Source organism: Amycolatopsis sp. NPDC059027 (genome assembly GCF_042739735.1).
Lineage (GTDB): Bacteria > Actinomycetota > Actinomycetes > Mycobacteriales > Pseudonocardiaceae > Amycolatopsis.
The window spans coordinates 25,617-37,208 of record NZ_JBHYIK010000037.1 but is presented as its reverse complement, the minus strand read 5'-3'; the positions used below and the strand labels follow the sequence as shown (position 1 = coordinate 37,208).

The window sequence follows — 11,592 nt, the reverse complement described above, 5'->3', positions numbered from 1 at the left end:
GGAGGAACCGAGGATGACCGTGTCCGTGCCCACGACCACGCGTGCCGTGGTGGACGAACTGCTGCGCCGGATCGGCGAAGGCGACCCCGAGCGCATCGCGGAACTGTACGCCGAGCACGGCGATTGGAAACTGGACTGGCCGGACCACGAACACGGCCGGGCGGCGACCCCGTGGATCCGCCACCGTTCGACCCGCGCCGACGCCGCCGCGCACTACCGCGAACTCGCCGAAAACCACGTGCCGGAGGCCGTGGCCACCGAGGTCGAGCGCATCCTCGTCGACGGGGACGAGGCGGTCGTGCTCGGCGAGATCCGCCAGACCGCCCGGTCCACCGGACGCGCCTACCGCGCACGGTTCGCCCTGCACCTCACCGTCGAAGACGGCCTGGTCACCCGGCATCACGTCTACGAGGACAGCCTCGCCGTGGCGCAAGCCTTCGATCCGAAGGGTCCTCGGTAGCCGCCGCGGGCTTTCCGCGCGTCTGTCCTCTGTGGACTTCTCCGGGGCCGTGTCTCGTCAGACGAGGACGCGGTGGTCGCCGGTGTACAGGTTCATGCTTTCCCCGCGCAGGAATCCGACCAGCGTGATGCCGTTCTCCTCGGCCAGTTCCACCGCCAGCGAGGAGGGCGCCGACACCGCGGCCAGCAGGCCGACACCGGCCATCGCCGCCTTCTGCACGAGTTCGAACGAGGCCCGGCCGGACACCAGCAGGCCGAGGTCGCCCGCCGGGATCCGGTCTTCGAGCAGGGCCCAGCCCAGCACCTTGTCGACGGCGTTGTGCCTGCCGACGTCCTCGCGGACGGCCACCAGCGTGCCGTCGGCGGTGAACAGGGCGGCCGCGTGCAGCCCGCCGGTGCTGGAGAAGACCTTTTGCTTGGCGCGCAAGGCATCCGGAAGGGTGGCGAGGACGTCGCTCTTGACGGCGAGGGGGGCGGTGGCGGGGGAGAAGCGGCTCCGCAGCTTAACGGCGTCGAGGGCCGCCTTGCCGCAGACACCGCAGGAGGACGTCGTGTAGAAGTTGCGTTCCACGCCCGTCTCGGGTGCCGGGACCCCGGGGGCCAGCGCCAGGTCGAGCACGTTGTAGGTGTTGCGGCCCTGATCGTCGACGCCGTCGCAGTAGCGGGCGGTGGCGATGTCCTCACGGGAGCCGAGCACGCCCTCCGACAGCAGGAAGCCGTGGGCGAGCTCGACGTCGTTGCCGGGTGTGCGCATGGTCACGGCGAGCGCCTTGCCGCCGACACGCAGTTCCAGCGGTTCCTCCGCCGCCAGCGTGTCCGGCCGTTGCCGCAGCCCGGTCGCGGTCAGCCGCCGCACCGGCCTGCGTACCGTCACCCTGCCCATCCGGTCCATACCTTTCGCCCGACTTGCCGAACCTTTCGGCCCGCTGAGGGTGCAACACGCCGATTCGGGTAATACATTCCCTGCACCACCCCAGAGTACGGAGGCATCCGATGGGCCTTGGCTTCTTGGGCCGCTCCCGCATCGTCGCACCGCCCGGCTGGACCCGCTGGCTGGTTCCGCCCGCGGCGCTGTCGGTCCACCTTTCGATCGGCCAGGCCTACGCGTGGAGCGTGTTCAAACCCCCGCTGGAGAAGACCCTCGGGCTCACCGGCACGCAGAGCGCCCTGCCGTTCCAGCTGGGCATCGTCATGCTCGGGCTGTCCGCCGCGTTCGGCGGCACACTGGTCGAGCGCAACGGGCCGCGCTGGGCGATGTTCGTCTCCGCCTCCTGCTTCAGCTCGGGGTTCCTGCTCGCGGCGCTCGGTGTGGCCACGAAGCAGTACTGGCTGGTGGTGCTCGGCTACGGCGGGATCGGCGGGATCGGGCTCGGTATCGGCTACATCTCCCCGGTCTCGACGCTGATCAAGTGGTTCCCGGACCGGCCGGGGATGGCCACCGGCATCGCGATCATGGGCTTCGGTGGCGGCGCGCTCATCGCCTCGCCGTGGTCGTCCTCGATGCTCGGCACGAATCCCGCGTCCTGGTCCGTCGGCGTGGTGGCGACGGCATTCCTGGTGCACGGCCTGGTCTACGCGGTGTTCATGGCGTTCGGGGTGCTGCTCGTCCGGGTGCCCGCCGACGACTGGCGGCCGAAGGGCTGGGAGCCGAAGACCGATCACGGCACCGCGATGATCACCACCGCGAACGTGTCCGCGGCCAACGCGATCAAGACCCCGCAGTTCTGGCTCCTGTGGGTGATCCTGTGCTTCAACGTCACCGCGGGCATCGGCATCCTCGAGAAGGCCGCACCGATGATCACCGACTTCTTCAAGGCGACCTCGACGCCGGTCGGCGCGGCGGCGGCCGCCGGGTTCGTGGCGTTGCTCTCACTGACGAACATGCTCGGCCGGTTCGTCTGGTCGTCCACTTCGGACCTGGTGGGGCGCAAGAACATCTACCGGCTCTACCTCGGCCTCGGCGCGCTGCTGTACCTCGTCATCGCGCTGACGACGAACACCTCCAAGCTGCTGTTCGTGCTGTGCGCGATGGTGATCCTGTCCTTCTACGGCGGCGGTTTCTCGACCATCCCGGCGTACCTGAAGGACCTCTTCGGCACCTACCAGGTCGGCGCGATCCACGGCAGGCTGCTCACCGCGTGGTCGATGGCGGGCGTGCTGGGCCCGCTGATCGTCAACGCGATCGCGGACGGCGAGAAGTCGGCGGGGAAGTCCGGGCCCGCGCTCTACACGTTGTCGTTCTTCATCATGATCGGCCTGCTCGTGGTGGGCTTCGTCGCCAACGAGCTGGTCCGGCCGGTCAATCCGAAGTTCCACGAGCCCGCTGCGGCGGATGCCATCGAGGCGAGGAGTGAGGCGGCATGAGTGAGCACACCCCACCGAAAGCCTGGCTCATCGTGCTCGCCTGGGCCTGGGTCGTGCTGCCCTTCGCCTACGGCGTCTACGAGCTGATCCGCAAGGTCGTCCAGCTCTTCGGCTGACCGCTTGACAAATGGTCAAGAACCCTTGACCATTCATCCTCGTGACTGGGGAGTCCGGAGAATCCGAAGCCGACGTCGTGCGCGTCGAGACCACCGAGCAACTTCGTGCCGTGAGCAATCTCGTGCGGCACCGGATCCTGGCCGTGCTGCGGGACGGGCCGGCGACGATCACGCAGATCGCCGAGCGGCTGGGGCTGGCCAAGGGCAGCTCCAGCCACCACGTGCGGACGCTGGAGCGGGCCGGCCTGATCAAGGTGGTCCGGACCAACAAGGTCCGCGGGGTCGTCGAGCGCTACTACGCCCACGCGGCCCGGCGGATCGTGCTGCCCGAACCGGCACCGGGCCAGTCCGACGTCGTGATGGGGCACGCTTTGGCGGATCTCGCCGAGGCGCCGGAGAACTCGCCCCGGTTGGTGCGCATGCAGCACACCCGCATCAGCGAGGCGAAGTTCGAGGAATTCAGCGAACGATTGCGTGCTCTGCTGGACGAGATCGGCGAAGCACGGGACAGCGAGGAGGACGCCGCGAGCGTCGCCGTCATGTTCTTCCGGCCGCGGGATCCCGGTTCGGTGGACACTAAATGAGCGCGAAGCTGCCGAGATCTTTTGGCCGGTTGTGGGCGGCGTCCGCGGTGTCCACTGTGGGCGATGGTGTCCTCTTCGCGGCGGCGCCGCTGCTGGCGGTCGGGATCTCCGGCGATCCGATGGTGGTCAGCCTGGTGACCTTCGCGGTCATGCTGCCGTGGCCGCTGTGCGGGTTGTTCTGCGGGGCGCTGGTCGACCGCTGGGACCGCAGGCGCACGATGTGGATCGCCGACCTCGCGCGGGCCGTGCTGCTGGGAATCGCCGTCGTGGCAGGGGTTTCCGGCGTACTCGGGATCCCGGCGCTGATGGGGCTCGCGTTCCTCCTCGGCCTCGGGCAGGTTTTCTTCGACACCGCGGCCCAGGCGTACCTGCCGACGCTGCTCGGCCGCGACCAGCCTTCGTTGCGGCGTGCGAATGCCTGGTTGCGTGGTGCGCAGACGACGGGCGAGAGCTTTGTCGGTCCGCCAGCGGGCAGTGCGTTGTTCGCGCTGGGCCGGATGGTGCCGTTCGCCGTCGACGCGGTGTCGTTCGTGCTGAGCGCGGTGCTGATCCGGACACTCCCGCCCGCCCCGGCGGGTGACGAGGCTCGGCGTCCACTGTGGACGGCGGCGCGCGAAGGGGCGCGTTATCTCGTGCGGGACCGGATCCTGCTCGGGCTCGCGCTGCGGCCCGCTGTCGGCAACTTCGCCTTCGCCGCCGCGGCCGCGGTGATGGTGCTGTATGCCAGGGACGCGCTGCGTCTGGATGCCACCGGATACGGCGTGCTGCTGACGACGGAGGCGGTCGGCGGACTGCTCGGCGCGTTCCTCGCCGGTCCGCTGGAACGGCTGCTGGGCACCGGGGGAGCGCTGACCGCGACGGCGGCGATCGAGGCCTCGGCGGTGCTCGGGATGGGCCTGGCGCCCAATGCTGTGCTGGCCGGAGTCGCGTACGCGGTGTGCGGCTGCGGGATGGCGGCCACCATGGTGCTCGGGCCGTCGGTGCGTCAGGCGATCGTCCCCGAACGGCTGCTGGGCCGCGTCATAGCGGCGTCGCGGCTGGTGTCGGTCTCGGCGGGACCGGTCGGCGCGCTGCTCGGCGGTTGGCTGGCGAGCAACGCCGGGGTCCGGGCGCCCTACATCGCGGGTGCGGCCGTGCTCGCGACGATGACGATCGTGACCGCGAGCATGACCAGCAACCGCAAGATCGAGGCCGCGCTCGCCGCCGCCCGCGGTGCCGAAACGCCGGTGGGCTGAAGGGGACTTTCGTCGCATAAGACGCGAGGAAAGCGCCCTTCAGTGCGGCTAACGAGAGGAAAGTCCCCTTCAGCTCAGGCCGGTGAGCAGGTTGCGGCGCGCGGAATCGACGTGTTCCTCGGCGACGCGGGCGAGTTCGTCCGGGTCGCCGTCCCGCAACAGCGCCGCCAGTTCGCGATGTTCGGCGACGACGCGGCTCTGGTAGTGCGCGTGACCGAGCGAGATCCGCTGGAGCTGGAACAGGAACACCTGCGAGCGCACGGCCTGCCACGCCTCGGTGAGCCTGCGGTTGCCCGCGGCCGCGTAGATCCGGTCGTGGAAGGCGATGTCCAGCGCGAGCAGACGGGGACCGTCGGCGTCCGCGCCCGCCTCGCCTGCCATCGCGGCGACCAGCTCGTCCAGCTCGGCGAAATCCTCGGCGGTGGCTTTCGTCCGTGCGGTGAGCGCGGCCAGCCGGTCCAGCGCGGCGCGGACCGAGTACACCTCCTCGACGTCGGCCGCGGTCACCTCGGTCACCGTCGTCGGGCGATGCCAGCCGCCGCGGACCAGCCCTTCGCGCTCCAGCACCGCTAAGCCTTCACGTACCGATCCGCGGCTGATCCCCAGCGACGCGGCCAGTTCGACCTCGCGCAGCGGGGAGCCGGGCGGGAAATGGCCGCCGAAGATCGCTTCGCGGACCCGGTCGGCTGCCTCGTCGGCGAGCCCGCGACGAGCCGCGGGCCGCAGCGGTGTGGCGTTCATGTCCTAATGTTGACATTCGAACATGAACGAGTCAAGGTGAGGGCATCCCGACTCGAAGGAGTGCCATGAGCAGCCGTCCCGCCTTCCATCTCGCCATCCCCGTCGACGACCTCGGCCGCGCCCGTGAGTTCTACGGGGGTGTGCTTGGCCTAACCGAGGGCCGGTCCGCCGACCAGTGGGTGGACTGGGATTTCCACGGCCACCAGGTGGTCACACACGTCGTGCCGGGTGCGCGGGCCGAGGCCGGGCGCAACCCCGTCGACGGCCATGAGGTGCCGGTGCCGCACTTCGGCCTCGTGCTGGACGTCGACGCGTTCCACGTGCTGGCCGGGCGGCTGAAGGACGCGGACACCCGGTTCGTCATCGAGCCGTACCGGCGGTTCGCCCGGGAGCCGGGCGAGCAGTGGACGATGTTCCTGCACGATCCGGCCGGGAACGCCTTGGAATTCAAGGCTTTCCGTGACGAGTCGCAGTTGTTCGCCCGATGACCGGCGTTCTCGTCACCGGCGCGTCACGCGGTATCGGACGCGCCGTCGCGCGGGCGTTCGCCGAACAGGGCCACCGGATCGCGGTCCACTACGGCTCCCGTGTCGAGGATGCCGAGGAAACCTGTGCCTCGCTGCCAGGGGAAGGACACGTCCTCGTCTCGGGCGATCTCGGTGATCCCGTTGTGGCGCAAGGTATCGCCGACACCGCGGAGGAAGCTCTCGACGGTGTCGACGTGCTCGTCAACAATGCCGCCGTCGCGACCTCCGAGGCCACCGCGCACGCCGTGGCCGACGTGTCCTATGTGGACTGGCAGCGGATCTGGCGGCGCATGGTCGACGTCAACCTCCTTGGCGCGGCGAACGTCACCTATTGCGTGGCCCGGCACATGATCGACCGCGGCGTGTCCGGCCGGATCGTCAACATCGGCTCGCGGGGCGCGTTCCGCGGCGAGCCCGATCATCCCGCGTACGGCGCGAGCAAGGCGGCGCTGCACGCGTTCGGTCAGTCGCTCGCCGTATCCCTTGCCCCGCACGGGATCGCGGTCACCTCGGTGGCGCCCGGCTTCACCGCGACCGAGCGCGTCGCGGATCGGCTGGCGGGGGAGTCCGGAGATGTCCTCCGTGGACAGAGCCCGTTCGGCCGAGTCGGGACACCGGCGGAGATCGCCGCGGCTGTCGTCTATCTCGCCTCACCGGCTGCGACCTGGGCTTCCGGGGCGATTCTCGACCTGAACGGCGCCTCCCACCTGCGAACCTGAGCTGTGATCCGGGCCACTTTTGCAGCTGAAAGGCGAGGCCGCGCGTCTGTAGGTACGTGCACAGTGCCGCAAAAGCCGTGGTCGCGGGTCTCGCGTTGGTCGTCTTCGCCGGGACGGCCTATGGCTACTCGACGCTCAAATCGCTCGACGGGGTCACGAGAAGCGACGTCATCGGCGAGGAGGGCGAGGCCAAGCCCGGGGAACAACCCGCCGACGGCTCGCTGGACATCCTGCTCGTCGGCCGGGACTCGCGGACCGACGGGCAGGGCAACCCGCTGTCCGCGGACATGCTGCGAGAGCTGCGAGCGGGCGCCAACGGCGACGACCTGACCGACACGCTCATCGTGCTGCGCATCCCGAACGGCACACACGACGTCCACGCGTTCTCGATCCCGCGTGACAGCTATGTCTCGATGCCGGGTGGCAAGGACAAGATCAACTCGGCGTTCGGGACCGCGAAACTCGCCGAGGCCGAGCGGCAGCAGCGGGCCGGGGAAACCGACAAGGCGAAGGCCGCCCAGGCCGCGCTGACCGCGGGCCGCCGGGCGACGCGGCAGGTGGTCGAGGACCTCACCGGCGTCAAGATCGACCATTTCGCCGAGGTCAACCTGCTGAGCTTCTACGAGATCAGCAAGGCGATCGGCGGCGTCGACGTCTGCCTGAACAAGGCCACCAAGGACGAGAACTCCGGCGCGAACTTCCGCAAGGGCGAGCAGACGATCTCCGGCGCCGACGCGCTCGCCTTCGTGCGGCAGCGGGAAAACCTGCCGCGCAGCGACCTGGACCGCGTGCGCCGCCAGCAGGTCTTCCTCGCCTCGCTCGCCAAGAAAGTGCTTTCCGGTGGCACGCTGGCGAATCCTGTCAAACTGTCCGACCTCATCGACGCGGTGAAGCGGTCGGTGGTACTCGACGAGGGGTGGAACCTGCTCGACTTCGTGGCCCAGATGCGCGGGGTCACCGGCGGTGGTATCCAGTTCGGCACGGTTCCGGTGGTGAACCCGGACTACCGCTACAACCCGCAGCATCCTTCGTGGACCGCGGTGCAGGTGGATCCCGCACAGGTCAAGGCTTTCGCGGCCGGGCTCATCGCGAAGCCGGGCGGCGCACCGCCGTCCTCGCAGACGCCCACCGGCCCGACCGTCGACGTCGCGAACGCCGGAGGCAAGGCCGGGCTCGCCGGGCGTGTCGCGGATGTGTTGCGGGACAAGGGTTTCAAGCCGGGCGAGACCAGTAACGCGCCGGCGCGGAAGACGTCGGTGGTGCGGTTCCCGGCAGGGTTGGCCGACCGCGCCATGGACATCGCGAACCAGCTCGGCGGCTTGGCGACGGAACAGTCCACTTCGGTCACGGCGGGGCACATCGAGGTCGTGCTCGGGCAGGTCTACTCCGGGCCGGGGGTGAACGGCGGCGGTGGAGCGCCGGGCGCGCCCGACCCCGACGCGCCGATCACCTCCGGCGGCGTGGTCTGCGTGGACTGACTCACTTCTCCGGTGGCACAAGGCCGTTCTTGGCGACCGGCAGCGCCAGCTGTCCTCGTCCGGCGACCTTCGCGGTTTCGACAGGGAGCTTGGCCAGCACCGGGTTCAGGTGCGTCAGTTTCAGCGTCAGCACGGCGGGGCCGGGGTTCGGGCCGCCGACGACGTCGAACTTCTCCAGATCCACCCAGCGCACGGTGTTCAGGACGTCGCCGGGTACCTCGTCGCCGCTCTTGAGCACCGGGACGCAGAGGTCACGGGCCTCGGTCACCCGGACGTCGAACTTCGGCAGGCCCGCCAGCAGCGGGTTGAGATGGCTCAGTGTCAACGGAATCCCCAGGGGATCCTGCGGCTTCAGCGAATAGCAGACGAGGTCGATGTGCTGGACGAAGCGCAGGACGTCCGGCGGTGGGATCTTGCCGTTCTTCGCGACGGGGACACACAACTGCTCCGGCGTGCCGATGACGCCCTCGGTGTCCCGTGCGCCGAGTTTCCGGACCACGGGGTTGAGCTGGCTCAACCGGAGCGGGAATTCGACGGTCCGGCCCTGGACCCGGTAGCACGAAAGGTCGACCCACCGTACGAAGTCGACGATGCCCGCGGGCGGGATGTTGCCGTTCTTCGCGACCGGCACGCAGAGCTGGTCGCGGGTGCCGAGCCGGACCGTGTCCCCGCCCAGGTTCGCCAGCACCGGGTTGAGGCGCTTGAACGACACCGAAACCGGTGGCGGGGTGTAGGGGTCCGTGGCCTGGCAGAAGAGATCGAGCTGGGAGACGAACGGGAGCGGCGGCGGGGCAGGGACGGCGGCGGTGGCCGTCGGCCCGAGCCCCGGCAGGACGGCGAACAGGAGCGCGGCGGCTGTGGCGGCGAACGCGCGCGGGGCCGATCTTCGTGACATGGCAAGGCCTTCCGGTTTGTCCGGGAAAAGCGGAACGCTTTCACCGTCACCCCGGTGAGGCCCTGCCACCACCGCCAAGCGGAGGTATGCCCCCGAGGCCGCCCGATCGGCGGCCCCAAGGGGTCACGCGAGCGCGGGCTCCAGCCGGATCACGATCGCCTTCGACACCGGCGTGTTCGACTTCTCGGCCACGGAATCCAGCGGTACCAACGCGTTCGCCTCGGGGAAGTACGCCGCCGCGCAGCCGCGCGCGGTCGGGTAGGCCACCACGCGGAAGCGCGGCGCGCGACGGTCGCCGTCATTCCACTCCGACACCAGGTCGACCATCGACCCGTCGGCGACGTCGAGCGCGGCGAGGTCGTCCGGGTTGACCAGGACCACGCGGCGCGCGTTCTCGACGCCACGATAGCGGTCGGACAGACCGTAGATCGTGGTGTTGTACTGGTCGTGGCTGCGCATGGTCTGCAACAGCAGCCGTCCGGCGGGCACCTGCGGGAATTCCAGCTCCGACACGGTGAAATTGCCCTTACCGGTGGACGTTCCGGTGAACTGCCGCGAATCGCGCGGCGGATGCGGCAGGACGAAGCCGTCCGGCTCGCGGACCCGCCTGTTGTAGTCCTCGCAGCCGGGCACGACTCGGCTGATCCGGTCCCGGATCAGGTCGTAGTCGCCGACGAAGTCCCGCCACGGCACCGCGTGCCCGGTGCCGAGCAGTTTCTCCGCGACACCGCAGATGATCGCGACCTCCGAGCGCAGCTCCTTGTCCGCCGGCGCCAGCCTGCCGCGCGACATGTGCACCTGCGACATCGAGTCCTCGACCGTGACGAACTGCTCGCCCACGGCCTGCACGTCCCGTTCGGTGCGCCCGAGTGTCGGCAGGATGAGCGCGGTCTTGCCGGGCACCACGTGCGAACGGTTGAGCTTCGTCGACACCTGGACGGTCAGCGCGCAGGACCGCAGTGCCTGCTCGGTCCGCTCCGAATCCGGGGTGGCGGCGGCGAAATTGCCGCCCATCGCGAAGAACACCTTGCCCCGGCCGTCGCGCATCGCGCGGATCGAGTCGACGACGTCCCAGCCGTGCTCGCGGGGTACGTGGATGCCGAACTCGGCGTCCAGCGCGTCCATGAAGGCGTCCGGCATCTTCTCCCAGACACCCATCGTGCGGTCGCCCTGGACGTTCGAGTGCCCGCGGACCGGGCACAGCCCGGCGCCGGGCTTGCCGATCATCCCGCGCAGCAGCGCCAGGTTCGTGACCTCGGAGATCGTCGGCACGGCGTGCTTGTGCTGGGTGAGCCCCATCGCCCAGCAGTAGATCGTGCGCTCGGACGTCGCGATCATCCTGGCGATCCGCTCGATCTGCTCGCGCTCCAGGCCGGTCGCGGTTTCGACGTCTGCCCAGTCGATCTCGCGCAGGTGCTTCGCGTAGTCGTCGAACCCGGTGGTCGTGTCCGTGACGAAGGCGTGGTCGACGATCGAGCCGGGCGCCTCCTCCTCCCACGCCAGCAGCAGATGCCCGATCGCCTGGAACAACGCGAGGTCACCGCCGAGCCGGATCTGCGCGAACTCGTCGGCGAGCGCGGTGCCCTTGCCGATCATGCCCCGGACGTTCTGCGGGTTCTTGAACCGCATCAGCCCGGCCTCGGGCAGCGGGTTGACGGCGATGACCTTGGCGCCGTGCCCCTTCGCCGTCTCCAGTGCCGAGAGCATCCGCGGGTGGTTCGTGCCCGGGTTCTGGCCGACCACCACGATCAGGTCCGCGTGGTGCACGTCGGCCAGCGTCACCGATCCCTTGCCGATGCCGATGGCCGCCGACAGCGCCGCGCCGGAGGACTCGTGACACATGTTCGAGCAGTCCGGCAGGTTGTTCGTCCCGTAGGACCGCACTAGCAGCTGATAGAGAAACGCGGCCTCGTTGCTGGTGCGGCCGGAGGTGTAGAAGACCGCCTCGTTCGGGTCGTGCAGCTCGCGCAGCTTGTCCGCGACGAGCGTGAACGCGTCGTCCCAGGAGATCGGCTCGTAGTGCGTCGCGCCTTCGCGCAACACGAACGGTTCGGTGAGCCGTCCCTGTTGGCCGAGCCAGAAATCGGTCCGGGTGTTCAGTTCCTCGACCGAGTGCGTCGCGAAGAACTCCCGCCCGACGCGCCGCTTCGTGGCTTCCTCCGCGACGGCCTTCGCGCCGTTCTCGCAGAACTCGGCCAGCTTGCGGTGTTCGCCGTCGGCCTCGCGCGGCTCGGGCCACGCGCAGCCTGGGCAGTCGAAGCCCTCGCGCTGGTTCAGCAGGCGCAGGGTGCGGACCGTCCGTCCGGCACCCATCTGCTCGACACCGCGGACAAGCGAAACGGCCACGCCGGGTATCCCCGCCGCGTATCCCTTGGGCTTGCCGGTTTCGAGCCGGGCTTCGTCGATGTCGTCGGTCGGTGCTTCACGCGTCACCCGCTCATCGTGCGCCTTCACCGCCCGGCGGTAAACCGGGG

General features: G+C 69.6%; 11 protein-coding genes. 7 read left to right on the top strand and 4 right to left on the bottom strand.

Annotation, left to right across the window (positions count from 1 at the left end):
* Window positions 1-13 precede the first annotated feature (13 nt).
* Window positions 14-460, top strand: a complete 447-nt coding sequence (locus tag ACFWY9_RS25030) for a nuclear transport factor 2 family protein (RefSeq protein WP_378331038.1) — start codon at window positions 14-16, stop codon at window positions 458-460.
* A 57-nt stretch (window positions 461-517) separates the two neighbouring features.
* Here ACFWY9_RS25030 and fdhD read toward each other — a convergent pair whose 3' ends face one another.
* Window positions 518-1,342 carry a formate dehydrogenase accessory sulfurtransferase FdhD gene (fdhD, locus tag ACFWY9_RS25025; protein ID WP_378331037.1) on the bottom strand — a complete coding sequence of 275 codons (825 nt, stop codon included), beginning with the start codon at window positions 1,340-1,342 and terminating at the stop codon, window positions 518-520.
* Between the two features lie 110 nt (window positions 1,343-1,452).
* Between fdhD and ACFWY9_RS25020 the strand changes: the two genes are divergently transcribed.
* From ACFWY9_RS25020 to ACFWY9_RS25010, 3 genes are all read left to right on the top strand, one after another.
* Window positions 1,453-2,823 carry an OFA family MFS transporter gene (locus tag ACFWY9_RS25020; RefSeq protein ID WP_378340060.1) on the top strand — a complete coding sequence of 457 codons (1,371 nt, stop codon included), beginning with the start codon at window positions 1,453-1,455 and terminating at the stop codon, window positions 2,821-2,823.
* Window positions 2,824-2,980: 157 nt separating this feature from the next.
* Window positions 2,981-3,523, top strand: coding sequence for an ArsR/SmtB family transcription factor (locus ACFWY9_RS25015; protein WP_378340059.1), 543 nt, complete (start codon window positions 2,981-2,983; stop codon window positions 3,521-3,523).
* A complete protein-coding gene (locus ACFWY9_RS25010) occupies window positions 3,520-4,758 on the top strand; it encodes an MFS transporter (protein ID WP_378340058.1) in 1,239 nt (412 codons plus the stop codon). Before ACFWY9_RS25015 ends, ACFWY9_RS25010 begins: the two co-directional genes overlap by 4 nt.
* Before the next feature lie 69 nt (window positions 4,759-4,827).
* On the opposite strand, the gene ACFWY9_RS25005 is transcribed toward ACFWY9_RS25010, so the two are convergent.
* The gene (locus ACFWY9_RS25005; protein ID WP_378331033.1) at window positions 4,828-5,499 is read right to left on the bottom strand and encodes a GntR family transcriptional regulator; all 672 of its coding nucleotides are present in this window, start codon (window positions 5,497-5,499) and stop codon (window positions 4,828-4,830) included.
* Between the two features lie 65 nt (window positions 5,500-5,564).
* Here ACFWY9_RS25005 and ACFWY9_RS25000 point away from each other — a divergent pair, with 65 nt between their 5' ends.
* The 3 genes from ACFWY9_RS25000 to ACFWY9_RS24990 are packed head-to-tail and all read left to right on the top strand — an operon-like array spanning window position 5,565 to window position 8,223.
* Complete coding sequence (locus tag ACFWY9_RS25000) at window positions 5,565-5,987, top strand: VOC family protein (protein ID WP_378331032.1); 423 nt, start codon at window positions 5,565-5,567, stop codon at window positions 5,985-5,987.
* Window positions 5,984-6,745, top strand: coding sequence for an SDR family NAD(P)-dependent oxidoreductase (locus ACFWY9_RS24995; protein WP_378340057.1), 762 nt, complete (start codon window positions 5,984-5,986; stop codon window positions 6,743-6,745). The genes ACFWY9_RS25000 and ACFWY9_RS24995 overlap by 4 nt, the downstream gene beginning before the upstream one ends.
* Window positions 6,746-6,801: 56 nt before the next feature.
* Window positions 6,802-8,223 (top strand): LCP family protein, encoded by a 1,422-nt coding sequence (locus tag ACFWY9_RS24990; RefSeq protein WP_378340056.1) that lies wholly within the window; start codon window positions 6,802-6,804, stop codon window positions 8,221-8,223.
* 1 nt (window position 8,224) lies between these two features.
* On the opposite strand, the gene ACFWY9_RS24985 is transcribed toward ACFWY9_RS24990, so the two are convergent.
* Together ACFWY9_RS24985 and ACFWY9_RS24980 are read right to left on the bottom strand one after the other, a co-directional pair.
* Window positions 8,225-9,118 carry a hypothetical protein gene (locus ACFWY9_RS24985; RefSeq protein WP_378340055.1) on the bottom strand — a complete coding sequence of 298 codons (894 nt, stop codon included), beginning with the start codon at window positions 9,116-9,118 and terminating at the stop codon, window positions 8,225-8,227.
* Window positions 9,119-9,241: 123 nt separating this feature from the next.
* The gene (locus ACFWY9_RS24980) at window positions 9,242-11,551 is read right to left on the bottom strand and encodes an FdhF/YdeP family oxidoreductase (RefSeq protein WP_378340054.1); all 2,310 of its coding nucleotides are present in this window, start codon (window positions 11,549-11,551) and stop codon (window positions 9,242-9,244) included.
* Window positions 11,552-11,592: the final 41 nt, after the last annotated feature.

Excerpts from the sequence above, each read along its gene's own strand:
- ACFWY9_RS24995 (WP_378340057.1), top strand. The coding sequence starts at position 5,984 with ATGACCGGCGTTCTCGTCACCGGCGCGTCACGCGGTATCGGACGCGCC.
- ACFWY9_RS25020 (WP_378340060.1), top strand. The coding sequence starts at position 1,453 with ATGGGCCTTGGCTTCTTGGGCCGCTCCCGCATCGTCGCACCGCCCGGC.
- ACFWY9_RS25005 (WP_378331033.1), bottom strand. The coding sequence starts at position 5,499 with ATGAACGCCACACCGCTGCGGCCCGCGGCTCGTCGCGGGCTCGCCGAC.
- ACFWY9_RS25000 (WP_378331032.1), top strand. The coding sequence starts at position 5,565 with ATGAGCAGCCGTCCCGCCTTCCATCTCGCCATCCCCGTCGACGACCTC.
- ACFWY9_RS25030 (WP_378331038.1), top strand. The coding sequence starts at position 14 with ATGACCGTGTCCGTGCCCACGACCACGCGTGCCGTGGTGGACGAACTG.
- ACFWY9_RS25010 (WP_378340058.1), top strand. The coding sequence starts at position 3,520 with ATGAGCGCGAAGCTGCCGAGATCTTTTGGCCGGTTGTGGGCGGCGTCC.
- fdhD (WP_378331037.1), bottom strand. The coding sequence starts at position 1,342 with ATGGGCAGGGTGACGGTACGCAGGCCGGTGCGGCGGCTGACCGCGACC.
- ACFWY9_RS24985 (WP_378340055.1), bottom strand. The coding sequence starts at position 9,118 with ATGTCACGAAGATCGGCCCCGCGCGCGTTCGCCGCCACAGCCGCCGCG.